The organism is Massilia horti (assembly GCF_004614195.1).
GTDB lineage: Bacteria > Pseudomonadota > Gammaproteobacteria > Burkholderiales > Burkholderiaceae_D > Telluria > Telluria horti.
This window is the reverse complement of the sequence record NZ_SPUM01000109.1, coordinates 1-22,242: the sequence shown is the minus strand read 5'-3', so window position 1 is coordinate 22,242 and position 22,242 is coordinate 1. Positions and strand designations below refer to the sequence as shown.

Below are 22,242 nucleotides of genomic sequence, written 5' to 3'. Positions count from 1 at the left end.
CTAATGCCGGAATCATCTTTGCAAATAAGGAATGCTTCGTTTGTGTTATGACTCATGCGTGAGATGATGCGGCCTTCTTAGAAGGAATTGTAATAAGGCTGCGCATGACCCTGTTTTCCTCAGCCCGCGGCAAGTCGGGCCGGGTGCTTCCCGGATTCGGCCTGTCGCTCGGGTTCACCCTGTTCTATCTGGCGCTGATCGTCCTGATCCCGCTGTCGGCGGTCTTCCTGAAGACCTTCACGATGAGCTGGGACGCGTTCTGGAACGCCGTCACCTCCGAGCGCGTCGTCGCGTCCTATCGCCTGAGCTTTGGCGCGGCGGCGCTGGCGGCGTTCATCAATGTGATCTTCGGCGGCATCGTCGCCTGGGTGCTGGTGCGCTACCGCTTCCTCGGCAAGCGCTTTGTCGACGCGCTGGTCGACCTGCCGTTCGCGCTGCCGACGGCGGTCGCGGGCATCACGCTCACCGCTCTCTATTCGGCCAACGGCTGGATCGGCCAGTACCTCGCCAAGCTCGGCCTGAAGGTCGCCTTCACTCCGCTCGGCGTGGTGGTGGCGCTCACCTTCATCGGACTGCCGTTCGTGGTGCGCACCGTGCAGCCGGTGCTGGAGGAATCTGAGCGCGAACTGGAGGAAGCGGCGGCCAGCCTGGGAGCAAAGCCGCTGCAGACGTTTGTCCGTGTGATCCTGCCGTCGCTGGTGCCGTCGCTGTTGACCGGCTTTGCGCTGGCGTTCGCGCGCGCCACCGGCGAATACGGCTCGGTGATCTTCATCGCCGGGAATATCCCGCTGGTGTCCGAGATCACGCCGCTGTTCATCGTCACCAAGCTGGAACAGTATGACTACACTGGCGCCACCGCGATTGCGGTCGTGATGCTGGTGGCGTCGTTCATCCTGCTCCTGGCGATCAATCTGCTGCAAGCGTGGGCGCGCAGGAAGGCAGGTGCGAAATGAGCGCAGTCCTCGAAAAACCGGTGGCGGAAGCAAAGCGCGGTGCCGCCCCGCGCGCCACCAACCGGCTGGAACCGAACTGGGTGCGTTATGTGTTGACCACGATCGCGCTGGCGTTCCTGACCCTGTTCCTGTTCGTGCCGCTGGTCGCGGTGTTCACCGAAGCGCTCAAGGACGGCTGGGATACCTACGTCCAGTCGATCATCGAGCCGGACGCGCTGGCCGCAATCAAGCTGACCCTGATCGCGGCGGCGATCTCGGTGCCGCTGAACCTCGTGTTCGGCGTGGCGGCAGCGTGGGCGATCACCAAATTCGAGTTCCGCGGCAAGAGCCTGCTGCTCACGCTGATCGACCTGCCGTTCTCGGTGTCGCCGGTGATCGCTGGCCTGATCTACGTGCTGATGTTCGGCGCGCAGGGCTGGTTCGGGCCGTGGCTCCTTGAACATGACATCAAGATCCTGTTCGCGGTGCCGGGCATCGTGCTGGCTACCGTGTTCATCACCTTTCCGTTCGTGGCGCGCGAGCTGATTCCGCTGATGCAGCAGCAGGGCAGCGAGGAAGAGGAAGCGGCGCTGGTGCTGGGCGCATCCGGCTGGAAGACCTTTTTCAAGGTCACGCTCCCGAACATCAAGTGGGGTCTGCTGTATGGCGTCATCCTGTGCAATGCGCGGGCGATGGGCGAGTTCGGCGCGGTGTCGGTGGTCTCGGGCCACATCCGCGGCGAGACCAACACGATGCCGCTGCAGGTCGAGATCCTTTACAACGAATACAACTTCACCGCCGCGTTCGCGATCGCGTCGCTGCTGGCGCTGCTGGCGCTGGTGACCCTGGCCGTGAAGACCTTTATCGAATGGCGTTTGCACCAAGGTCGTAAAGCAGACGCCGGCAATACGGAGCGCGCAGCATGACCATCGAAGTCCAACATATCCGCAAAGAGTTTGGCCAGTTCACGGCGCTGGACGATGTTTCGCTCAAGTTCCCGGACGGGCAGCTCACCGCGCTGCTCGGCCCCTCCGGCTGCGGCAAGACCACGCTGCTGCGCATCATCGCGGGTCTGGAGACGCCGGACCAGGGCCGGGTCCTGCTCGATGGCGAGGACGCCTCCGGCACCCACGTGCGTGAGCGCCAGGTCGGCTTCGTGTTCCAGCACTACGCGCTGTTCAAGCACATGACGGTGTTCGAGAACGTGGCCTTCGGCCTGCGCGTCAAGCCGCGCCGCGAGCGGCCTTCGGAACAGCAGATCCGCGACAAGGTGCGCCAACTGCTGGAGCTGGTGCAGCTGGACTGGATTGCCGACCGCTACCCGCCGCAGCTTTCCGGCGGCCAGCGGCAGCGCATTGCGCTGGCGCGCGCGCTGGCGGTCGAACCGCGCGTGCTGCTGCTGGACGAACCGTTCGGCGCGCTGGACGCCAAGGTGCGCAAGGAATTGCGGCGCTGGCTGCGCCGCCTGCACGACGAGCTGCACGTGACCTCGATCTTCGTCACCCACGACCAGGAAGAGGCGCTCGAGGTGGCCGACCAGGTGGTCCTGATGAACAAGGGGCACATCGAGCAGATCGGCACGCCGGACCAGGTCTACAACCATCCGGCCTCGCCGTTCGTGTACGGGTTCCTGGGTAACGTCAACCTGTTCCACGGCCGGGTGCACGAAGGCGTACTGGCCAGCGGCGACGTACAGCTGCAGGCGCCGCAGCACGCGGACGTGCGCGATACCGAGGCGATCGGCTATGTGCGCCCGCACGACCTGGACGTGGAACGCTACGCGCCGGGGTTAGCGGGCATCGTGGCGACGCTGCGGCGCGCGCACGCGATCGGCCCGCTGGCCCAGCTCGAGCTGGAGCGCGCCGACAACGGAGAACTGATCGAGGCGGCGATGTCCAGCGAGCGCTACGGGCGGCTGGGCCTGAAAGAGGGCGAGACCCTGGTGGTGCGGCCGCGGCGCATGCACGTGTTCGTCGACGAAGGCGCCAACATATGAACTTCCAGCAGCTGCGTTCGGTGCGCGAGGCGGCGCGTCGCGGTTACAACCTGACCGACGTCGCCAACGCCCTGTTCACCTCGCAGCCTGGCGTGTCGCGCCAGATCCGCGAGCTGGAGGAAGAGCTCGGAGTCGTGATCTTCGAGCGCAACGGCAAGCGGCTGACGGGACTCACCAAGCCCGGCAAGGGCATCCTGACGATCATCGAGCGGCTGCTGGTGGAGGCGGAAAACCTGCAGCACGCGGGGCGTGAGTACGCGGACCAGGACAATGGCACGCTGACGGTAGCCGTCACGCACACGCAGGCGCGCTACGCGCTGCCGCAGGTGGTGCAGGCGTTTCGCGCCGCTTTTCCCAACGTGCGCATCGCGCTGCAGCAGAGCGCGCCGGAGCATATCGCGCAGTGGGTGCTGTCGGGGCGGGCCGATATCGGCATCGCCACCGAGGGCTTGTCCGCGTTTCCCGACCTGGTGTCGTTCCCGTGCTACCGCTGGAGCCACCTGGTGGTGGCGCCGGATGGGCATCCGCTGCTGGGCAAGACGCCGCTAGGCCTGAGGGATCTGGCGAATTATCCGTTGATTACCTATGACGTCGGGTTTACCGGGCGCGGGCATATCGACGCGGCGTTCGCCAAGGCTGGGCTGGCGCCGGATATCGTGCTGACCGCGATGGATTCGGACGTGATCAAGCAGTACGTCTCGCTCGGGATGGGAGTGGGGATCGTGGCGGCGATGGCGTTCGACCATGGCCGCGACAAGGGGCTGCGCGCGATCGAGGCGTCGCACCTGTTTGCGCAGAACGTGACGCGGCTGGCGGTAAGGCGCGGGGCGTTTTTGCGCGCGTATGCGTACCATTTCATCGAGCGCCTGGTTCCGGGGATAACCCGGGAGCAGATCGAGAGCGAGCTGTATTCCGCGGCGTGAGCACATCGTAGGGTGCGCACCTGTGCGCACGCGGTTCGCGAAAGCAGCGTAGAGAAGCGGCGGCCGCAAGTCAGCGTGCGGTGACCGCGTGCGCACTGGTCCTCGCCGGCCGCGCGCCCCCTACGCCTTCGTCACTGTCCCGGGGGCAGATCGTAGGGTTTGAACGCGTGGGGTGAGTCGGGCTAAATGCCCGACGAACGAGCCGCCCACCCTACGGTCACTGGCCGGGGTTGGTGATGCGCGCGTGGATCGCATCGATCGCGGCCACTACCTCGCTAGATAACGTGATCGCCTCGGCGTCGATGTTTTCCTTCAGCTGATCCAGGTTGGTCGCGCCGATGATGGTCGAGGCGACGAACCAGCGCGAATAGCACCACGCCAGCGCCATCTGCGCCGGGCTCATGCCGTTATCGCGCGCCAGTGCGGCATACTCGCGGGTCGCTTCCAGCACTGCCGGGCGCAGGTAGCGCGGGCTCCAGGTCGGCGGGTAGATCGTCAGGCGGCCGTGCGCCTTCGGGTTGTCGATGTACTTTGCGGACAGCTGGCCGAACGCGAGCGGGCTGTAGGCCAGCAGGCTGACGTTGGTGCGCATGCATGCTTCGTCCATCAGACTGGTCTCGAAGGCGCGCGCGGTCAGGTTGTACAGGTTCTGGACGGTCGCGATGCGCGGCAGGCCCTTCATCTCGGACTGCTTGATGAATTCGCACACGCCCCACGCGCTTTCGTTCGAAACGCCGATGTGGCGGATCTTGCCTTCCTTGACCATGTCGCCCAGCGCGGCCAAAGTCTCTTCGATCGCCACGTGCGCCCGTTCGGCCTCGGGGTTGAAGCTGTTGGCGCCGAAGATCGGCAGGTTGCGGCTCGGCCAGTGTAGCTGGTACAGGTCGATGTAGTCGGTCTGCAGGCGGCGCAGGCTGTCCTCGACCGCCGTGCGTACGTTGGCCGCATCGAGGTTGTGCTGAGGACCTCGGATCCAGGTCTGGTTCGAGTTGGGGCCGGCGATCTTGGTGGCGAGGACGATCTGGTCGCGCTTGCCGGTCTTCTTGAGCCAGCTGCCGATGAAGCGTTCGGTCAAGCCTTGGGTTGCGCCGCATGGCGGCACCGGGTACAGCTCGGCGGTGTCGATGAAGTTGATGCCGCGCTCAAGCGCGTAGTCGAGCTGGCTGTGCGCGTCGCTTTCGGTATTCTGCTCGCCAAAGGTCATGGTGCCCAGGCACACGCGTGACACGCGCAGCTCGGTGGTTCCAAGCTGGTTTTTTTTCATATTCGTTTTCGGTTTAAGACTTGAGGGCGTCGGCGCATTCGCGCACGAGGGCGGGGCCGGCGTAGATCAAGCCGCTGTACAGCTGGACTAGCTGGGCACCGGCGTCGATCTTGGCCTTGGCGTCGGCGCCCTGCATGATGCCGCCGACCCCGATGATCGGGACCGCGTCGCCCAGTTCCTTTTTCAGCGCGCGGATCACGATGTTCGACAGGTCGAACACCGGCTCGCCCGACAGGCCGCCGGGCTCGTTGGCGTAGCGCAGGCCTTCCACGTCGCGCCGGTTGAGCGTGGTGTTGGTGGCGATGACGCCGTCGATCTTGTGCCGCAGCAGGGCACCGGCGATGTCCAGGATCTGGTCGGCGTCGATGTCCGGCGCGATCTTGAGCGTGATCGGCACGTAGTGGCCGTGCTTGTCCGCCAGGCGCGCCTGTTCGCCCTTGAGCTGCGACAGCAGGGCGTCCAGTTCGGATGCGCCTTGCAGCTGGCGCAGGTTCTTGGTGTTGGGCGATGAGATGTTGACCGTCACGTAGCTGGCGTACGGGTAGACCTTGCGCAGGCAGTGCAGGTAGTCGTCGGCCGCGCGCTCGATCGGGGTGTCGGCGTTCTTGCCGATGTTCAGGCCGAGTACACCTTGCTTTTCCTGATAGAACTTCGACGCTTGCACGTTGGCGATGAACGCGTCGACCCCGCCGTTGTTAAATCCCATCCGGTTGATGATCGCGCGCCTCGCTGGCAGGCGGAACATGCGCGGCTTCGGGTTGCCGGGCTGGGCGCGCGGGGTCACGGTGCCGATTTCGATGAAGCCGAAACCGAGCGCGGCCAGGCCGTCGATGCAGGAGCCATCCTTGTCCAGGCCGGCGGCCAGGCCGACCGGGTTGGGGAACTTGATGCCCATGACGGTGCGTGGGTCGGCAGCAGGCTTTCTGACATGCAGCAGGCCGAGCGCCTTGAGGCGGCGCAGGTTGTGCAGGGTAACGTTGTGGGCTGTTTCCGGGTCGAGCGCAAACAGCAGAGGACGGGCTAGTGCGTACAGAAGTTTGTGGGACATGGAATGCTCGGTGATGATATACCGACATTGTACCGTGAGGAGATGACGGGGTGCGCCGGCACGGGCCGCGGCGAAGTGTTTCCCGCAGGGTGGGCGGGGTAAAGCGTTCAACTGAACGCTGCTACTTGGATGAGCCTCTTTGCACGCACGGTTTGAACGCGTGGGCGGTCAAGCCGCCCACCCTACAATCACCGTTCCAGCACGCCCCATACGCCGTCGATGCGCGCTTCCAGCGGCCGGAAGTTGATCTTGTAGGCCATCTTGGGGCTCTGTTCGATCCAGTAGCCGAGGTAGACGTAGGGCAGCTCCAGTTCGCGCGCCTGCTCGACCTGCCACATGATGTTGTAGGTGCCGAACGAGGCGCCTTCCACGTCCGGGTCGAAAAAGGTGTAGACCGACGACAGGCCGTCCGAGAGCACGTCGATGATCGACACCATGCGCAGCACGCCGTCCGGTTCGCGGAATTCGACCAGCCGCGTGTTGACCCTGCTTTGCAGCAAGAACTGGGCGTATTGGTCGCGGCTGTCCTGGTCCATGCCGCCGCCGACGTGGCGGGTGGTCTGGTAGCGCAGGTAGAGCGCGTAATGTTCGTCCGAGAACGACAGGTTGGCCACCATCGCCACCAGGTCGGCATGGCGTTTCCATGCGCGGCGCTGGGCGCGGTTGGGGGTGAATTGGCCACACACCACGCGCACCGGAATGCACGCGTTGCAGCCGTCGCAATAGGGACGGTAGGTAAAAATGCCGCTGCGGCGAAAGCCGCTTTTGACCAGCTCGGAATACACGTCGGCGTTGATCAGGTGCGAGGGCGTCGCCACCTGCGAACGGGCCTGGCGCGCATCGAGATAGCTGCACGGATACGGTGCTGTCGTGTAGAACTGCAACGTAGAAAATGGCAGGTCATTTAGGTGCGTCATGCAATGCTCTCGAGACGACGTGTTGTATGTATTGTAGACAAAGACGGCCGGCGGCGGCGTTAGTCAGGCAATGGTGGCGCCACTTCCCAGCGGCCGATCGGCGGTTCGCCGATTGCGTGGCGCAAATGCTGGAGGAAGCGCGCGCGTGATATCGGCGCCGCGCCGAGCGAGGCCAGGTGCGCGGTCTCCTGCTGGCAGTCGATCATGCGCACGCCATGCCGGCGCAGGAAGGCGACCAGGTAGGCGAGCGCGACCTTGGACGCGTCCGACACCCGCGCGAACATCGACTCGCCGTAGAACATGCGGCCGATGCAGACGCCGTAGGCGCCGCCGACCAGATTGCCGTCGAGCCATAACTCCGACGAATGCGCGTAGCCCAGCGCGAACAGGCCCGTGTAACCACTGATAATTTCCTCCGAAATCCAGGTGCCCGGGCCATCCTTGCGCGGGGCGGCGCAGGCGCGCATGACCGCTTCGAAGCTGCTGTCGAATTTTACGTCCCAGCGACCGCCCGTCAGCCTGCTGTGCTCGACCTTGCGCAGGGTCTTGCGCAGGCTTTCGCTGACCTTGAAGTGTTCGGTGTACAGCACCATGCGCGGATCGGTACTCCACCACAGGATCGGCTGGCCTTCCGAAAACCACGGGAAGATGCCGTGCTGGTAAGCCTGCAGCAGCCGCTGCGGCGACAGGTCAGCCCCGGCCGCGAGCAGTCCGGGCGCGTCCATTGTCAGCGCCTCGGAGACGTCCGGAAATGGCGTGTTCGCTTCAAGCCAGGGGATCATGGGTCAGCCGGGGACGCTTTCGGTGCGCATGGGACGCACGATGTCGTGACTGTGGAAGCCGTAGCTGCCGCCTTCCCGCATTTTGACGCGGTCGGCAAAGAACAGTTCCAGCGTCTTGCGAATTGTCGGGAACGCCAGCTCGTCCCACGGGATGTCGCGCTCGGCGAACAGGGCCACCTCCAGGCTTTCGGAACCGGGGGCGAACTGCAGGTCAACCAGGCGGGCCAGGTAGAACAGGTGGACCTGATGCACATGTGCAACATTGAGCAGGGTGAACAGGTTGCCGATCTCGATATGGGCGCCGGCTTCTTCCTCGGTTTCGCGCACTGCTGCCTCGGCCGTGGTTTCGGCGTTTTCCATGAAGCCGGCCGGCAATGTCCAGTAGCCGTAGCGCGGCTCGATGGCGCGCCGGCACAGCAGCACCTTGAGCTCGCCGTCTTGCTCCCAGATGGGAATCGAGCCGATCACGAGCTTGGGGTTCTGGTAATGAATGGCCTCGCACTGCGAGCACACGTAGCGCGGGCGATTGTCGCCTTCCGGGATCGCCAGTGCGACCGGGTGGGCGCACTCGGAACAAAATTTCATAGGTAAGGGGAGAAATAGTATTCCGCTTACTTTACACCGATTGCGTTGGCTGTGCCGCAATGCGCCTGTCGGGCAGCCGGTACGCGGGAGGTCATCGCACACTGCTCGTAACCTGAGTTTGGTGCTGCAATCGCACATCGGACTAGGATTGAGTTTGCCTAAAGCGGCGAAGGGACGTATAATATGCATCATCAGACGCGGGGTGGAGCAGTCTGGCAGCTCGTCGGGCTCATAACCCGAAGGTCACAGGTTCAAATCCTGTCCCCGCAACCAAATTCAGGCACGCCGCCGGCGCTGGCAACAGCGCGGCGGCGTTGTCGTATTTGGGTCCAATATCTGGGTCCAATATCTGGGTCCAATATCTGGGCCCAATATCTGGGGTCAGGACCTGGGGGCATGCGGGAGCTGCTTTACGCCGCTGGATCAGAAGCGAATCGCCAACCCGGCGTAGCCGCCGGCAATGCGCGGGTCGTATGCCAGCTCCGGCTTGTTGTAATCGAGGACGAGCACTCGGTAGCCGACCGTGACGGTCACGCCCTGGGTCACGCGGAAATCCATGCCGACCTGCCCCTGCCATGTGCGCTTGCTGCCGCCGCCGCCGATATCCCCGTAGGCCGTCAGCCACCCGCGTTCGGACAGCCTGGACTGCACGCGCACGCCCGTGACCGCGTCAGCCCAGTGCGCACGCTGGCTGCCCCAAACGCCTGCCGCCTTCGGGGCATCCTGCGCCAGGCCCTGCTCCAGGGAGACCGATACGTAACGGACTCCACCAATGAGGTCGACAAAAGTATCGGGGCCATCCACGACGCGGGCTGCCCCGGCCAGCTGGACCGTGTCTTGCCGGCCCTTGAGGCTTCCGGCGTCGGAATCCTGTGACAGCCGGGTGCGCTGGGCATCGAGCCACCATCCGGAATTGTCGGCCCCCGCCTCCAGGCGCAGGCCAAAGCCGGGCTGGTTCGATTGTCCGGCATAGGTGGTGCCGCCGCTGGCTTGCGGCGGCTTGAAGCGCGTACTGCCGCTCACATTCATATTCCCCAAGTAGTACGGCGTCAGTTCGACTTGCCAGCGCGACGTCTGGCCGAGCGCCTCGGCGCGGGTGCACAGCGGCGCGGCCAGCAGGAGCGCGCTCAGGAGAAGCCCTGCGGCGGCATGGGGCAGGGCCTGCTTCATGATGCAGCTCTCATCAAAATTCTCCTCATGCGGGCAGGCGGCGGGTGCCGTCCACGCCCAGTCCTCCCTTTGATGAGATTCCTTGCTCATCAGTTGCGATCGCGCGCGTGATGGGGATCAAAGCGCTGGGCGTTCCAGGGCGCCGGCGGGCGTATTGCTGGCTGTTGGCTCCATTCAATTGTCCGCGCGCTCGATATGCATCAAGTTCCCTGCATTGCGGCTCAACCGTGGCGCGCCTCTATGGTCCAACAGCTCGCTTGGGGCTGCCAACCGACAGCCCTTCGGATTGATTGCGGAGTGGGATGATGATTACTGTGGACGAGATTAACGAGGCATGGGGTTGGGTCGGCCTGAACGCGGTCGAAGTGCTGGGTGAAAACGCCTTCGGCAACCTGATCATCCGCGATGAGGATGGAAGATACTGGCGCCTGCGCCCGCAGGACCTGTGCTGCGAACCGCTGGCGCAGGACCGCGAGGCGTACGATGCGCTGGCGTACAACCAGGCTTTCCTGAATGACTGGTACATGCCCGAGGTGGTGCACCTGGCGGAATCGACGCTGGGGCCGCTCTCCGCCGGGCGTAAGTATTGCCTCAAGATTCCGAGCGCGCTGGGCGGGCACTACGGCTGCGACAACTTGGCCACCGTGCCGCTTTCGGAGCTGATCCGGTTTTCCGGCGAGGGCGCGCAGCAATTCGACGGACTGCCGCGCTGGGACTGATCACCAGCCGAAGGTGTGCAGCAGTCCCAGGTGGAACAGGTCGCGGTCGTTCATCTGGGTGTAGGTCTTCACGCGGTGGAAGGCGAAGAAGACCTTGGTCTGCGCGCCCAGGTCGCGCTCGAATTGCAGGCTGAACAGGCCATGGACAAACCCACGGTTGCCTTCGCGCCGGTTTTCGGCGATGTATGGGCCGATGCCCGCCGACGCGATCCAGCGTTCCGTCACGGGTTGGACGAACCAGAGCTGGGCCGCGGCGCCGTATCGGTCGACGCGCGTCCGGTCGTCGCCCTCGAAGATTCCCGCGAACGATACGGCCCACGTGCCGCCGTACTGCTTCGCCTGGACGATGGCGCTGTTGGTATCCCGGGTGCCGCTGTGGCTCGTGAACGAGCGGCCGAAGGAAGCGCCCAGCCATAGCCGGTTGCGTGCAAGGTCTCCCTTCGGAAAGTGCGGCACGTCGGCGAATTGACGGCCGATGCCCAGCATCAGTGCGTTGGAATGGAAGGCATCGCGCATCCGCACGTGGTTCAGGCCAAGCCGGAGGTGGGTGCCGGGATCCAGGCCAGCCAGTGGAAAACGCAAGGCGGCGCTGTACAGCACGCCGTGGCGGGCGATGTCATATTGCACGCCGCCTATGGTGGTCGTGTTCATGCTCGTGTAGGGGCCGGCGCCGATCTCGGCCGTCAATGCGTTACCGAGCTTGCGGGCGTATACGAGCTGGAGCGCGAAGCCGTCCCGGTGGTTGTTGTCCGGGTGCCCTTCGTTGTAATAGACGACATCGATGCGCGCGCCTGCGAGTGATGGCTCCCCGGCTCGCGCGGCAATCAGGTCGCGTCCGATGCGCGCCTCGAACGCACGCCAGCGCATGAGCTTGTGGGGCCCGGTGTCCGGACCGCCGATGCGGCCGTTGCCCAGTTCGGCCGACAGGTAGGCGCCGTGTTCGTCCGCGGATGGCGCTGCGGGATAGGCGATGCTGCTCGATGCGAGCAGCGTGAGCAGGCAGGAAATTCGCTTCATGGAAACGGTCTCTCGCAGAACTGGCGGCGTGCTTAACGACCAGTGTGAAGACGCGAAACCGCTTGTGCTATGCGAAAGGCCAAAAACGGCCGAGAGCCTGCTCAGTTCCCCCCGTTCTGATTGAGACTGGCCCACAGATAGGCCGCCGCCATCGCCCGGTGTGGCTTGTAGCGTTCCAGCAGGGTTTCCGTGCGTGCCATGTCGGGCTTGCTGTCCTCGCCCAGCAGATGCTGGAAGGCAGCACGCACCGCCACGTCTCCATGCAACGAGCAGTCGGGAAAGCCATAGCCGCGCAGCAGCGTGTAATTGACGGTCCAGGGGCCGATGCCTTTCACGGCAAGCAGCGCACTAGCCACCTCATCGGGGCCATGGCTGCGATCGAGCACCAGTTCGCCGTCGGCGACGAGACGCGCCAGCCGCAGCACGGTTTCGGCCTTGGCGCGCGAGAATTTGCGGGTGGTGAGCGCTTCCAGGTCCAGGCGAGCGGCGTCAACCGCCTCCGGATAGCACCACAGGCCGCTGGAATGGCGGCGGCCGGCCTGCTCGATGAAGGTGCGGCGCAGGCTGATCGCGAACGCCAGGTTGATCTGCTGGCCGATGATGGCCCAGGTCAGCGCCTCGAACACGGTGGCCGATTGCACGATGCGTAAGTTCGGCTGGCGCGTAACAAAGGGGCCGAGCAGCGGGTCGCCGTGCGTGAACAGCGCAAAGGGCGCCGGGTCGATGCGCAGCGCCAGGATGTTGAGCAGCGCTTCGCGCGCGGCGGCGAGCGCGATGTCGTCCAAAGCCTCGTCGGCCTCGATGCGGCAGCGGGCCACGCCTGGCGCGAGCGCCACGTCGAGCACGAGCGGCACGCCATGGAGCAGCACGCCCTTGCGGACGCGGCCGGGCGTGACCTGTTCGGCCAGTTGCTGTGCGTCGCGCCCGTGAAAGGCAAGCACGTCCTGGCTGCGGTAGTCCGCGGGCAGGGCAATGGACAGTTCGTGTACGCTCAATCTCATTTGGTCTGGAAGGTGGTGGCCGGGCTTCGCAAGCGCGGCACAAAGCCGGTAACGAATGCAGTGCCGAGCAGGACGATCGCGGAACCGGCGACCGTGTACCAGCCGACCACTTCGCCCAGGAACAGCGCGCCCCACAGGATACCAAACACCGGATTGAGGAAGGTGACGGTCAGGGCCGACGTGGTGCCGACTTCCGCGATCAGGCGGAAGTACAGCAGGTATGCGATGCCGCTGCACAGCACGCCCAGCGCGAGCACGGCCGCCATGATGCCGGCCGTCGGCTGGCTTGGGGCCGGGACGAAGGGCAGCACCGGAAGCACGAGCAGGACCGAGGCCCACATCGACCCGTGCGCGTTGGCGAACGGCTCCACGGCCTTGGCTGACTTGGCGTACAGGCTGGCGACGCTGTAGCAGAAGGCGGCGCACAGGGCAGCCGCGATTGCGACGCCGGCGCCAGGGCGAGCCGCCACCGAGTCAAAGCCCACCAGCAGGGCCACACCCGCGGTGCCGGCCACCAGTCCGAATACGACGCGCAGGCTGACACGCTGGCGCGACCAGGCTGCGCCCAGCAGCGCGCCCCACATCGGCGCGGTGGCGTTCAGCACCGACAGCACCGATGCGGACAGCGTGCGCGCGGCGAACGCGAACAGCAGGAACGGCAGCGCCGAGTTGAACAGGCCGAGGATCAGGTAGTGCTTCCAGTGCGTGGCCAGGTCGAGCCGCTTTTTCAGGAACCAGCCGACCAGCGCAAGGAACAGGGCCGCGAACAGGACGCGGTACTCGATCAGCAGCGCCGGGCCGAGCACGGGCGCGCTGATGCGCATGAACAGGAAGGAGCCGCCCCAGATGGCGGCCAGTGTGACGAGGCGTATGAGGTTTGTTGTATTCATTGTTGGTATTGGTTTGCGCGGGACGCATTGTCGCTTGCGCTGATGCGCTCGCGCCAGTCGCTTCTTGCTTTCGAATTATGTGGCAGCCAGGCCGCAGGCTTCGCCGTTCGCCGCTTGCGGGGTGGCGGCATGCGGCACGAGCATTGCGGCCGGCACGCCGTTCCTCGTTGCCGTCATCTCGGCCAGGATCGAGATCGCAATCTCGGACGGGGTCTTGCTGCCGATGTAAATGCCGATCGGGCCATGCAGGCGCGCCAGTTGTTCGTCGGTGAGGTCGAACAGCTTGAGGCGTTCGCGCCGCTTTGCGTTGTTCAGGCGCGAACCGATCGCGCCGACGTAGAAGGCGTCGGACTTGAGCGCCTCCATCAGGGCCAGGTCGTCAAGCTTGGGGTCGTGCGTGAGCGCGACCACGGCGCTTCTCGCGTCCAGCCTGGATTCGAGCACCAGGTCGTCCGGCATCGTGTGCACCAGTTCGACGCCGGCGACGTCGAAGCCGGCACGATATTCCTCGCGCGGGTCGCACACCGTTACGCGGTAGTCCATGCCGGTCGCCACCTGCGCCAGGAAGCGCGACAGCGGGCCGGCGCCGATGATGAACAGGCGCCAGCGCGGGCCGTGCACGGTGGTGAGCACGTCGTCCTCGACGCGCAGCACAGCGCCCGGCGCCGCGGGGCCCAGCGTGACCGCGCCGGATCGCATGTCGAGGCGGCGTTCCAGCAGTTCGCCGCTCGCCAGGCGGGCCAGGAGTTCGTCGATGCCGCTCGCAGGCGACAGCGGCTCGATCGCCAGCGTGATCGTGCCGCCGCAGGGCAGGCCGAAGCGGTGCGCCTCGTCGGCGCTGACGCCGTAGCTGACGAGCTGCGGCGTGCTTTGGCTGATGCCGTTCTGGCGCACCTGTGCGATCAGGTCGTCCTCGATGCAGCCACCGGAGATTGAGCCGGCAACCTGGCCGTCGTCGCGCACGACGAGCGTGGCGCCGACCGGACGCGGGCTCGAGCCCCAGGTCTTGATCACGGTGACCAGTTCGCAGCGGCGGCCGGCGGCGAGCCAGGCGGAGGCGGTTTTCAGTACGTCGAGGTCGATGCTGTCCATTTGAATTGCTGTGCCGGCTCGGCGGGTGCCGGCCGGCGTCGAGAAGATGGACAATGATACAAAAAACGGGGAGGGGGTGCAGGCGGGGTGCCGATAGACCTGTGCGGTTGCAGGATCGTAGGGTGCGCACCTGTGCGCACGCGGTTACGTGTGCGTACCGGAGCCAACACTAATCAACCGTACCGCGTGCGCACAGGTGCGCACCCTACGACGTGCCGGAGCCGCAGGTCTTTACGGCACCAGCGGCTTTTTGGCGCTGCGCTTGGCGTTGACTTCGGCTACTGTTTTCTGGATCGCCGCCACGCGTGTCGAGACCGCCGGGTGATTTGCCGTGTACCCGTTGAGCACCGTGGCCGGATGTGCCTGCGCCAGGCGCTTCCAGAATTCGTCCACGCCGTCGATGTCGTAACCGGCGCGCGCCAGCATGTAGATCGCCAATCGGTCCGCGGCCACGTCCTGGTCGGCCGGCATGGCCTTGATGCCGCCGCTGCCGATCAGCATCGAGTCGTCCGGTTTCACGCGCGTGAGGTTGTCGATGATGCTGCCGATGGTGGCCGAATTGCGCTGCACCGCCGCGTGGCCAAGCACGTTGTGGGCGAGGCCCGCGGCCAGCACGTAGGCCAGCTCGTCGTCGTTGCGGGTGAAGCCGATCATGCCGCGCGTGACCATGATGCGCGAGCCGTCAGCGTAGGAGTTGATGTTGTCCGAGTTGCCCAGTTCGATGCCGTAGGCGCAGGCGCGCGTGACCGGGACCGTGAGCTGGCGCTCCTTGCCGTCGCGCTCGATGGTCAAAGGCAAGGTGGCCTGCGCGGCGACCAGCGGCCCGAACACCGAGCCGGCCAGCGCGGGACCTTGCGGGCCGCTGGGCAGCGGTTTGCCGCCGGCGGACACCAGCCTGTCGCCAACCTTCAGGCCCGCCTTGGCCGCGCCGCTGCCGGCCAGCACCTGGGTGACCTGCAGCCGTTCGCCCATCCCGAACGCGACGTGCGCTGCTTCATTGTAGGAGCCGGGATAGGAATAGCGGCTCTTGGCGGTAAAGCCGAGCAGGTTGCGCGCATGGGTCTTGCACAGGTCCGCGTTGTTGATCAGGAGCGGCGCGGCCACGTGGTACAGGCGCTCCTGGAGCGACGCCATCCTGGTCAGCGTTTCGGCATCGGCCGCGATCTGCGGGGTCAGGGCAGGGGCCTGGGGAGCAGGCTTCACCGGCGCCGGCGCGGCGCCCTGCTGGAAAGGCGCTTGCGTGCCGCAGGCCGATAGCAGTAAGGCGATGGTGATTCCCAGCGCGGCTGGGCGCAGACGGTGGATGTGGGTCATGGTGCTCCTCAAATTATTGTTTGCCGGTGCTGCCGAAACCGCCGGCGCCCCGGTCGCTCGATTCGAACTCCTCCACAACGTTAAAGCCCACCTGCAGGACAGGTACGATGACCAACTGCGCGAGCCGATCCAGCGGCTGCAGCGTGAATGGCGACTGGCTGCGGTTCCAGGTCGAGACTTTCAGCTCGCCCTGGTAATCGGAGTCGATCAAGCCTACCAGATTGCCCAAAACAATGCCGTTCTTATGGCCGAGTCCGCTGCGCGGCAGGATCAGGCCGGCATAGCCCGGGTCTGCCAAGTGGATCGCCAGCCCGGTCGGGATCAGTACGGTCTGCCCCGGTTCGATGGTGATCGGCGCGTCGATGCAGGCGCGCAGGTCCAGGCCAGCGCTGCCGGACGTGCCGTAGGCAGGCAGCTGGTCTTTCATGCGCGGGTCGAGAATCTTGACTTCAATGTTCTTCATGCGTGATACGTAAATCAGGTGAGCAGGGAACGCCGTTCGAGGCGCTTGGCGATCTCGGAGACCAGCTGGCGCCCCAGCGTCAGCTTGTCGGCGGGCGGCAGGACAGTGTGTCCGCTTTCGTCGAACAGGATGACGGAATTGTCATCCTGCCCGAAAGTGTGGTGGCCGATATTGCCGACCAACAGAGGTACGCCTTTTTTTTCGCGCTTGGCCGCGCCGTATTCGACCAGGTTTTCCGATTCGGCGGCAAAGCCGACGCAGTAGGGCCAGCCGGTGATCGACACGGTGGAGGCAACGCTGGCCAGGATGTCGGGGTTCTGTTCGAACTTGAGCTCGGGCGGGGCGCCGCCATCCTGTTTTTTCATTTTCTGGGCGCTGAAGTTGACCACGCGCCAATCCGCGACCGCGGCCACCCCGATGAACACGTGCTGGCCGTGCACCGCAGCCATGACGGCCTCGTGCATCTGGCGCGCGGAGAGCACATCGATGCGGCGCACGCCGTGCGGGGTGGCGAGCGTGGTCGGGCCCGAGACCAGGGTCACGTCGGCGCCCGCTTCGCGCGCGGCCCGGGCAACCGCATAGCCCATCTTGCCGGACGAGAGGTTGGTCAGGCCGCGCACCGGGTCGATCGCCTCGAAAGTCGGACCGGCCGTGATCAGGACCCGCTTGCCGGCCAAAACCTTGGGCTGGAACGATGCGATCAGCTCCTCGAGCAGGTCTTCCGGTTCGAGCATGCGGCCAAGGCCCGTTTCGCCGCAGGCCTGTTCGCCGGCGGCCGGGCCGAAGATGCGGATGCCGTCCTCGCGCAGCTGCGCCACGTTGCGCTGCGTGGCCGGGTTCTGCCACATTTCCACGTTCATCGCCGGCGCCACCAAGAGCGGCACCTGGGACGGACGCGCCAGGCACAGGGTCGAGAGCAGGTCGTCGCAGGCGCCATGGGCCAGCTTGCGGATGAAGTCCGCCGAGCAGGGCGCGACCAGCACGGCGTCGGCGCCGCGGGTGAGGTCGATGTGGGCCATGTTGTTGGCCACGCGCGAATCCCACTGGCTGGTATAGACCGGGTTGCCCGACAGGGCCTGCATGGTGGCCGCGCCGATGAACTGGCTTGCCGCCTCGGTCATGACAACCTGCACCCGCGCGCCTTCCTTGACCAGCGCCCGGCACAGTTCGGCGGCCTTGTAGCAGGCCACCCCGCCGGTCAGGCCGAGCACGATCTTCTTGTCTTTCAGGTCCATGCTCATGTCGTCATCCTTCTAGTGCTTGTTCACGCGCCGCAGCTCGTCGACGATGAACAGGATCGCGCCGATGGTAATCGCGCTGTCGGCCACGTTAAAGGCCGGGAAGTGACCGAGACCGCGCCAGTAAAAGTCGAGGAAGTCGATCACGTGGCCGTGCATCAGGCGGTCGACCAGGTTGCCGATGGCGCCGCCCATGATCAGCGCGAGCGCCCAGCAGAACATGCGCTGGCCGGCGTTACGGCGCAGCAGGTAGATGATGAAGGCAACCGCGGCCAGGGCGATCGCGGTGAACAGGTAGCGCTGCCAGCCGCCCTGGTTGGACAGGAAGCTGAATGCGGCGCCGCGGTTGTAGGCGAGCGTGAGGTTGAAAAAGCCGGTGAGCGGTTTGGTGTCGCCGAGCTGGAACAGCCTGGTGATGGTGATCTTGGTGACCTGGTCGAGCAGGACGACGATGAAGGCGATGCCCAGCCACGGCATCATGCTGCCGCCCGCTTTCGGCGCGGCCGTAATGGTCGATTTCTTTTTCGTTGCCATATTGTCGTTATGTGTCAGGTGAACGCCCTGCCGGCCTGGCCGGCAGGGCGGGAGGCGCCGCCCGCTTGTCTTATGCGAACCGGCGCGCTTCGCCGCTGCCGAACAGATTGCTCACGCAGCGGCCGCACAGGCCGGGGTGTTCCGGGTGGCTGCCGACGTCGCGGCGGTAGTGCCAGCAGCGCTCGCATTTGGCCGCTTCGGACGGCGTCACGATCACAGCTTCCTCGGCTTCGCTGGCCACCTGTTCCACCTTGGCTTCTGACGTGATGAACACGAACTTGAGGTCGTCGTCCAGGCTTGCGAGCAGCTGGTACTTCGGGCCGGACGCCTTGATGGTCAGTTCGGCCTGCAGCGACGAGCCGATCGCGCCGGATGCACGCACTTCCTCGAGCTCCTTGGTCACGCTGGCGCGCACGTCGCGCAGCGCGGCGTACTTGGCCAGCAGTTTGGGGCCATCGGCGATCTCCGGGAAGGTCCACAGGGTCTGGGTGAAAATTGTTTCGTCGCTCTCGGCATAAGCCTGTTCGCCGGCGAACACGGCCCAGGCTTCCTCGGCGGTGAACGACAGGATCGGCGCCATCACGCGCAGCAAAGCGTGCGCGATGTGCCACAGCGCGGTCTGCGCCGAGCGGCGCGCGACGGAGTCAACGCCGGTGGTGTACAGGCGGTCCTTGAGGATGTCGAGGTAGAAGCCGCCCAGGTCTTCGGAGGCGAAGTTCTGCAGGCGCGCGACCACCGGGTGGAACTCGTAGCGTTCGAAGTGGGCGGCGATGTCGTTCTGCAGCGCCTGCGTCGCGGCCAGCGCGTAGCGGTCGATCTCGAGCATGTCGGCGACCGGCACGGCATTCTTGGCCGGGTCGAAGTCGGCGGTGTTGGCGAGCAGGAAGCGCAGCGTGTTGCGGATGCGGCGGTAGGCTTCGGTCACGCGCTTGAGGATCTCCTCGGACAGCGCGAGTTCGCTCGTGTAGTCGGTCGAGGCGACCCACAGGCGCAGGATGTCGGCGCCCAGCGTGTCGCTGATCTTCTGCGGCGAGAGCACGTTGCCCAGCGACTTGGACATCTTGCGGCCATGCTCGTCGACGGTGAAGCCGTGCGTGAGCAGCGCCTTGTACGGCGGGCGGCCGTCGAGCATCGAGGCGGTCAGCAGCGACGAGTGGAACCAGCCGCGGTGCTGGTCCGAGCCTTCCAGGTACAGGTCGGCCGGGAACTGCGACTGTTCCTTGTGCGAGCCGCGCAGCACAGTGTAATGCGTGGAGCCGGAGTCGAACCAGACGTCGAGCGTGTCGCGGTTCTTCTCGTAGTGGGCGGCGTCTTCGCCCAGCAGGTCCTTCGGGTCGAGCTGGTGCCAGGCTTCGATGCCGTCCTTCTCGATCAGTTTGGCCACCTGTTCCAGCAGCTCCGGCGTGCGCGGGTGCAGCTCGCCGGTCTCCTTGTGAACGAAGAAGGCCATCGGCACGCCCCACTGGCGCTGGCGCGACAGGGTCCAGTCCGGGCGGTTGGCGATCATGCCCTGCAGGCGCGCCTGGCCCCAGTCTGGGAAGAATTTGGTTTCGGCGATGCCGGCCAGCGCGGTTTCGCGCAGGGTCGGGCCGCCGTCCTTGGGCGTGACGTCCATGCCCGCGAACCACTGGCTGGTGGCGCGGTAGACGATCGGGGTCTTGTGGCGCCAGCAGTGCATGTAGCTGTGGTCGAACATCTTCAGTTCGAACAGCGCGCCCGCTTCCGACAGCGCGTTGCAGATCGGCTTGGACGCTTCCCAGATCGTCATGCCGCCAAACAGCGGCAGGGTGGATGCGAAGCGGCCATCGCCCATTACGGGTTTGAGGATCTCGTCGTCCTTCAGGCCGTGCGCTTTACAGGACTGGAAGTCTTCCAGGCCGTAGGCGGGCGCCGAGTGGACCACGCCGGTGCCGCTGTCGGTGGTGACGTAATCGGCCAGGTAGACCGGCGAGTAGCGATCGTAGAACTTGTCGGCGGCGTGCAGCGGGTGCTTGAAGCGGATGCCGGCCAGCGCTTCGCCAGTCGTGGTGGCGACGATGCTGCCCTCCAGCTTGTAGCGCTGCAGGCAGGATTCGACCAGGTTCTTCGCCAGGATCAGCAGCAGCCGCTTGCCGTCGCGTTCGGCCTGCACCAGCGCGTAGGTCACTTCCGGATGCACGTTCAGCGCCTGGTTGGACGGGATGGTCCACGGCGTGGTGGTCCAGATGACGACGAAACCGTCACCACTTGGCAGCTTGGGCAGGCTGAAGGCGGCGGCCAGTTTGTCGTGCTCTGCGAACGGGAAGCCGACGTCGATCGCCGGGTCGCGCTTGTCCTGGTATTCGACTTCCGCCTCGGCCAGGGCCGAGCCGCAGTCGAAGCACCAGTTCACGGGCTTGAGGCCGCGGTAGACGTAGCCCTTGTCGAGCAGCTTGCCCAGCGCGCGCAGTTCGTCGGCCTCGTTACCGTGGGCCATGGTCAGGTAGGGGTTGTCCCACTCGCCCAGCACGCCCAGGCGGATGAAGCCGGCGCGCTGGCGGTCGATCTGCTCGCTCGCGTAGGCGCGGGCCTTGGCCAGCACTTCGGCGGTCGGCAGGTTTTTACCGTACAGTTTTTCGATCTGGATCTCGATCGGCATGCCATGGCAGTCCCAGCCCGGCACGTAGGGCGCGTCGAAGCCGGCGATGGTGCGCGACTTGACCACCAGGTCCTTCAGGATCTTGTTGAGCGCGTGGCCGAGGTGGATGTCGCCGTTGGCGTACGGCGGGCCGTCGTGCAGCACGAATTTCGGCCGGCCGGCTGCCGCCTTGCGAATGCGTTCGTAGATCTTCTTTTCCTGCCACTGCTTCACCCAGCCCGGCTCGCGCTTGGCGAGGTCGCCTCGCATCGGGAACGGGGTGTCGGGCATGTTGACCGGGTATTTGCTCTGCGGCTTGTCGGCTGCCTTTTTGTTCTGGACGGGTTTGCTGTTGTCGGACATATGCTTTTCTTAAGTGGACTGCTGTGGTTCGGAGTGGGCCGCGCGCAAGGCGCGGCGGCGTGGCTGGCTCCGTCAAATTCGGTCGGTGGCGGTCAGGGCGCCGGCGCGGTGGGCGAAGAAGGCGCGCGCGCCTTGCGCGTCGCGGTCGATCGCGGCGGTGAGGGTGGCCAGGTCCTGGTATTTTTCCTCGTCGCGCAGCTTGGCCAGAAACTCCACGCGCACCAGTTTGCCGTAGGCGTGCTGGTTGTAGTCGAACAGGTGCACTTCGAGCAGCATGCGGCCGGCGTCTTCGACGCTGGGGCGCACGCCGAGGCTGGCGACCGCCGGCAGCGGATGCGGGCCTAGCCCATGCACCTGCACCACGAAGATGCCGGACAGGGCAGGGCGGTGCGCGACGCGCAGGTTCAGGGTCGGAAAGCCGAGCGTGCGTCCGAGCTTGGCGCCGTGGATCACGTGGCCGGAGATGGAGTACGGATGGCCGAGCAGGGCGTGTGTGGCCTGGAAGTCGCCGGCACCCAGCGCGGCGCGCACGGCCGATGACGAGATGCGCTCCTGGCCGTGCGTCACGGCGGGCAGCGTCTCGACCTGGAAGCCATGCTTGCGGCCGGCGGCGGCCAGGGTCTCGATGGTGCCGGCGCGCTTGGCGCCGTAGCAAAAGTCGTCACCGACCATCAGCCATTTGACGTGCAGGCCGTTCACCAGCACGCGCTCGGTGAATTCGTCCGGGGTCATGGCGGCGAAGTGCTCGTTGAAGTGCTCGACGATGACGCGGTCGATGCCGGCCTTGTCGAGGGCCTCCAGCTTGTCGCGCAGGTTGGCGATGCGGGCCGGGGCTTTTGACGGGTCGCCCATTTTTTCGGCGAAGTATTCGCGCGGATGCGGTTCGAAGGTCATGACCGCGGCTTCCAATCCAAGCTTCGACGCGGCAGCGCGCACGTGGGCCAACAACGTCTGATGGCCGCGGTGGACACCGTCAAAGTTGCCGATCGTGAGAGCGCACGGCGCGCGCGCCCGGTCGTTGGGAAGTCCGCGAAATACCTTCATTGGGTGAAACGTCAGTCCGAGGCGAAATACCAGATTATACGGTAAGTGGCGTGTTGCACATTGGAGACGGGCCAAGGACGGGCTCGGGGGCGTGGTGCGATCTCGGCCGCGGCCGTGGCAGGCGGGACCGTGGCGAGGCTTACCGCGCCCCCTACGCCTTTGGCAAGTTCAACGACCTGGGAAAAGATTCGGATATGACCGGTCTTGTTGAACGCGTGGGCGTTCGGCCGGCCACTGGCCAGCCTCACCCTGCCCAGCCGACGACTCGGGCCGATTGGTTGGCGCTAAAAAAAGCTATGTCCCCATTAAGTGTGGAACCGTGCTTACTAAGGCGTAGGGTGCGCACCAGTGCGC

General features: G+C 65.5%; 21 protein-coding genes and 1 tRNA gene. 6 read left to right on the top strand and 16 right to left on the bottom strand.

Annotated features, from left to right (window positions below; genetic code table 11):
* Window positions 1-104 precede the first annotated feature (104 nt).
* From cysT to E4O92_RS16295, 4 genes are read left to right on the top strand one after another with little or no spacing between them, the layout of a single operon-like run.
* Window positions 105-953, top strand: coding sequence for a sulfate ABC transporter permease subunit CysT (cysT, locus tag E4O92_RS16310; RefSeq protein ID WP_135190798.1), 849 nt, complete (start codon window positions 105-107; stop codon window positions 951-953).
* Window positions 950-1,858 (top strand): sulfate ABC transporter permease subunit CysW, encoded by a 909-nt coding sequence (gene cysW / locus E4O92_RS16305; protein ID WP_135190797.1) that lies wholly within the window; start codon window positions 950-952, stop codon window positions 1,856-1,858. The genes cysT and cysW overlap by 4 nt, the downstream gene beginning before the upstream one ends.
* The gene (locus tag E4O92_RS16300; protein ID WP_135190796.1) at window positions 1,855-2,928 is read left to right on the top strand and encodes a sulfate/molybdate ABC transporter ATP-binding protein; all 1,074 of its coding nucleotides are present in this window, start codon (window positions 1,855-1,857) and stop codon (window positions 2,926-2,928) included. The genes cysW and E4O92_RS16300 overlap by 4 nt, the downstream gene beginning before the upstream one ends.
* Window positions 2,925-3,851 (top strand): CysB family HTH-type transcriptional regulator, encoded by a 927-nt coding sequence (locus E4O92_RS16295; protein WP_135190795.1) that lies wholly within the window; start codon window positions 2,925-2,927, stop codon window positions 3,849-3,851. Before E4O92_RS16300 ends, E4O92_RS16295 begins: the two co-directional genes overlap by 4 nt.
* Before the next feature lie 217 nt (window positions 3,852-4,068).
* Here the strand turns inward: E4O92_RS16295 and E4O92_RS16290 are convergent, their stop codons facing one another.
* The 5 genes from E4O92_RS16290 to E4O92_RS16270 form a co-directional block, all read right to left on the bottom strand.
* The gene (locus E4O92_RS16290) at window positions 4,069-5,115 is read right to left on the bottom strand and encodes an aldo/keto reductase (RefSeq protein ID WP_135190794.1); all 1,047 of its coding nucleotides are present in this window, start codon (window positions 5,113-5,115) and stop codon (window positions 4,069-4,071) included.
* A gap of 13 nt (window positions 5,116-5,128) precedes the next feature.
* Complete coding sequence (locus E4O92_RS16285; protein ID WP_135190793.1) at window positions 5,129-6,163, bottom strand: quinone-dependent dihydroorotate dehydrogenase; 1,035 nt, start codon at window positions 6,161-6,163, stop codon at window positions 5,129-5,131.
* Window positions 6,164-6,351: 188 nt separating this feature from the next.
* Complete coding sequence (locus tag E4O92_RS16280; RefSeq protein WP_135190792.1) at window positions 6,352-7,080, bottom strand: arginyltransferase; 729 nt, start codon at window positions 7,078-7,080, stop codon at window positions 6,352-6,354.
* Between the two features lie 59 nt (window positions 7,081-7,139).
* A complete protein-coding gene (gene aat, locus E4O92_RS16275; RefSeq protein ID WP_135190791.1) occupies window positions 7,140-7,862 on the bottom strand; it encodes a leucyl/phenylalanyl-tRNA--protein transferase in 723 nt (240 codons plus the stop codon).
* Window positions 7,863-7,865: 3 nt separating this feature from the next.
* On the bottom strand, window positions 7,866-8,447 hold the full coding sequence (locus E4O92_RS16270; RefSeq protein WP_135190790.1) for an NUDIX hydrolase: 582 nt from the start codon (window positions 8,445-8,447) through the stop codon (window positions 7,866-7,868).
* Between the two features lie 196 nt (window positions 8,448-8,643).
* Between E4O92_RS16270 and E4O92_RS16265 the strand changes: the two genes are divergently transcribed.
* A tRNA-Met gene (locus E4O92_RS16265) sits at window positions 8,644-8,720 on the top strand.
* A gap of 150 nt (window positions 8,721-8,870) precedes the next feature.
* On the opposite strand, the gene E4O92_RS16260 is transcribed toward E4O92_RS16265, so the two are convergent.
* Window positions 8,871-9,617 (bottom strand): hypothetical protein, encoded by a 747-nt coding sequence (locus tag E4O92_RS16260; RefSeq protein ID WP_135190789.1) that lies wholly within the window; start codon window positions 9,615-9,617, stop codon window positions 8,871-8,873.
* Window positions 9,618-9,919: 302 nt separating this feature from the next.
* Between E4O92_RS16260 and E4O92_RS16255 the strand changes: the two genes are divergently transcribed.
* A complete protein-coding gene (locus E4O92_RS16255; protein ID WP_229483428.1) occupies window positions 9,920-10,336 on the top strand; it encodes a T6SS immunity protein Tdi1 domain-containing protein in 417 nt (138 codons plus the stop codon).
* On the opposite strand, the gene E4O92_RS16250 is transcribed toward E4O92_RS16255, so the two are convergent.
* The 10 genes from E4O92_RS16250 to E4O92_RS16205 form a co-directional block, all read right to left on the bottom strand.
* On the bottom strand, window positions 10,337-11,353 hold the full coding sequence (locus E4O92_RS16250; protein WP_135190788.1) for a hypothetical protein: 1,017 nt from the start codon (window positions 11,351-11,353) through the stop codon (window positions 10,337-10,339).
* A gap of 101 nt (window positions 11,354-11,454) precedes the next feature.
* Window positions 11,455-12,354 carry a DNA-3-methyladenine glycosylase family protein gene (locus tag E4O92_RS16245; protein ID WP_135190787.1) on the bottom strand — a complete coding sequence of 300 codons (900 nt, stop codon included), beginning with the start codon at window positions 12,352-12,354 and terminating at the stop codon, window positions 11,455-11,457.
* Window positions 12,351-13,244, bottom strand: a complete 894-nt coding sequence (locus tag E4O92_RS16240; RefSeq protein WP_135190786.1) for a DMT family transporter — start codon at window positions 13,242-13,244, stop codon at window positions 12,351-12,353. The genes E4O92_RS16245 and E4O92_RS16240 overlap by 4 nt, the downstream gene beginning before the upstream one ends.
* Window positions 13,245-13,319: 75 nt before the next feature.
* The gene (locus E4O92_RS16235) at window positions 13,320-14,336 is read right to left on the bottom strand and encodes an XdhC family protein (RefSeq protein WP_135190785.1); all 1,017 of its coding nucleotides are present in this window, start codon (window positions 14,334-14,336) and stop codon (window positions 13,320-13,322) included.
* Between the two features lie 231 nt (window positions 14,337-14,567).
* A complete protein-coding gene (locus E4O92_RS16230) occupies window positions 14,568-15,650 on the bottom strand; it encodes a M48 family metallopeptidase (RefSeq protein WP_135190784.1) in 1,083 nt (360 codons plus the stop codon).
* Window positions 15,651-15,663: 13 nt separating this feature from the next.
* The gene (gene dut / locus E4O92_RS16225; protein ID WP_135190783.1) at window positions 15,664-16,113 is read right to left on the bottom strand and encodes a dUTP diphosphatase; all 450 of its coding nucleotides are present in this window, start codon (window positions 16,111-16,113) and stop codon (window positions 15,664-15,666) included.
* A gap of 14 nt (window positions 16,114-16,127) precedes the next feature.
* Window positions 16,128-17,348: a bifunctional phosphopantothenoylcysteine decarboxylase/phosphopantothenate--cysteine ligase CoaBC gene (gene coaBC / locus E4O92_RS16220; RefSeq protein WP_135190782.1), complete on the bottom strand. Its 1,221-nt coding sequence runs from the start codon at window positions 17,346-17,348 to the stop codon at window positions 16,128-16,130.
* An 18-nt stretch (window positions 17,349-17,366) separates the two neighbouring features.
* Window positions 17,367-17,885, bottom strand: a complete 519-nt coding sequence (gene lspA / locus E4O92_RS16215; RefSeq protein ID WP_135190781.1) for a signal peptidase II — start codon at window positions 17,883-17,885, stop codon at window positions 17,367-17,369.
* 70 nt (window positions 17,886-17,955) lie between these two features.
* Window positions 17,956-20,844 carry an isoleucine--tRNA ligase gene (gene ileS / locus E4O92_RS16210; protein ID WP_135190780.1) on the bottom strand — a complete coding sequence of 963 codons (2,889 nt, stop codon included), beginning with the start codon at window positions 20,842-20,844 and terminating at the stop codon, window positions 17,956-17,958.
* A 72-nt stretch (window positions 20,845-20,916) separates the two neighbouring features.
* Window positions 20,917-21,888, bottom strand: a complete 972-nt coding sequence (locus tag E4O92_RS16205) for a bifunctional riboflavin kinase/FAD synthetase (RefSeq protein WP_135190779.1) — start codon at window positions 21,886-21,888, stop codon at window positions 20,917-20,919.
* Between the last annotated feature and the right edge of the window lie 354 nt (window positions 21,889-22,242).

Excerpts from the sequence above, each read along its gene's own strand:
- E4O92_RS16270 (WP_135190790.1), bottom strand. The coding sequence starts at position 8,447 with ATGAAATTTTGTTCCGAGTGCGCCCACCCGGTCGCACTGGCGATCCCG.
- E4O92_RS16255 (WP_229483428.1), top strand. The coding sequence starts at position 9,920 with ATGATGATTACTGTGGACGAGATTAACGAGGCATGGGGTTGGGTCGGC.
- E4O92_RS16260 (WP_135190789.1), bottom strand. The coding sequence starts at position 9,617 with ATGAAGCAGGCCCTGCCCCATGCCGCCGCAGGGCTTCTCCTGAGCGCG.
- E4O92_RS16230 (WP_135190784.1), bottom strand. The coding sequence starts at position 15,650 with ATGACCCACATCCACCGTCTGCGCCCAGCCGCGCTGGGAATCACCATC.
- E4O92_RS16285 (WP_135190793.1), bottom strand. The coding sequence starts at position 6,163 with ATGTCCCACAAACTTCTGTACGCACTAGCCCGTCCTCTGCTGTTTGCG.
- ileS (WP_135190780.1), bottom strand. The coding sequence starts at position 20,844 with ATGTCCGACAACAGCAAACCCGTCCAGAACAAAAAGGCAGCCGACAAG.
- E4O92_RS16250 (WP_135190788.1), bottom strand. The coding sequence starts at position 11,353 with ATGAAGCGAATTTCCTGCCTGCTCACGCTGCTCGCATCGAGCAGCATC.
- E4O92_RS16290 (WP_135190794.1), bottom strand. The coding sequence starts at position 5,115 with ATGAAAAAAAACCAGCTTGGAACCACCGAGCTGCGCGTGTCACGCGTG.
- E4O92_RS16280 (WP_135190792.1), bottom strand. The coding sequence starts at position 7,080 with ATGACGCACCTAAATGACCTGCCATTTTCTACGTTGCAGTTCTACACG.
- cysW (WP_135190797.1), top strand. The coding sequence starts at position 950 with ATGAGCGCAGTCCTCGAAAAACCGGTGGCGGAAGCAAAGCGCGGTGCC.
- E4O92_RS16235 (WP_135190785.1), bottom strand. The coding sequence starts at position 14,336 with ATGGACAGCATCGACCTCGACGTACTGAAAACCGCCTCCGCCTGGCTC.
- E4O92_RS16300 (WP_135190796.1), top strand. The coding sequence starts at position 1,855 with ATGACCATCGAAGTCCAACATATCCGCAAAGAGTTTGGCCAGTTCACG.
- E4O92_RS16245 (WP_135190787.1), bottom strand. The coding sequence starts at position 12,354 with ATGAGATTGAGCGTACACGAACTGTCCATTGCCCTGCCCGCGGACTAC.
- E4O92_RS16240 (WP_135190786.1), bottom strand. The coding sequence starts at position 13,244 with ATGAATACAACAAACCTCATACGCCTCGTCACACTGGCCGCCATCTGG.
- coaBC (WP_135190782.1), bottom strand. The coding sequence starts at position 17,348 with ATGGACCTGAAAGACAAGAAGATCGTGCTCGGCCTGACCGGCGGGGTG.
- cysT (WP_135190798.1), top strand. The coding sequence starts at position 105 with ATGACCCTGTTTTCCTCAGCCCGCGGCAAGTCGGGCCGGGTGCTTCCC.
- lspA (WP_135190781.1), bottom strand. The coding sequence starts at position 17,885 with ATGGCAACGAAAAAGAAATCGACCATTACGGCCGCGCCGAAAGCGGGC.
- aat (WP_135190791.1), bottom strand. The coding sequence starts at position 7,862 with ATGATCCCCTGGCTTGAAGCGAACACGCCATTTCCGGACGTCTCCGAG.
- E4O92_RS16205 (WP_135190779.1), bottom strand. The coding sequence starts at position 21,888 with ATGAAGGTATTTCGCGGACTTCCCAACGACCGGGCGCGCGCGCCGTGC.
- E4O92_RS16295 (WP_135190795.1), top strand. The coding sequence starts at position 2,925 with ATGAACTTCCAGCAGCTGCGTTCGGTGCGCGAGGCGGCGCGTCGCGGT.
- dut (WP_135190783.1), bottom strand. The coding sequence starts at position 16,113 with ATGAAGAACATTGAAGTCAAGATTCTCGACCCGCGCATGAAAGACCAG.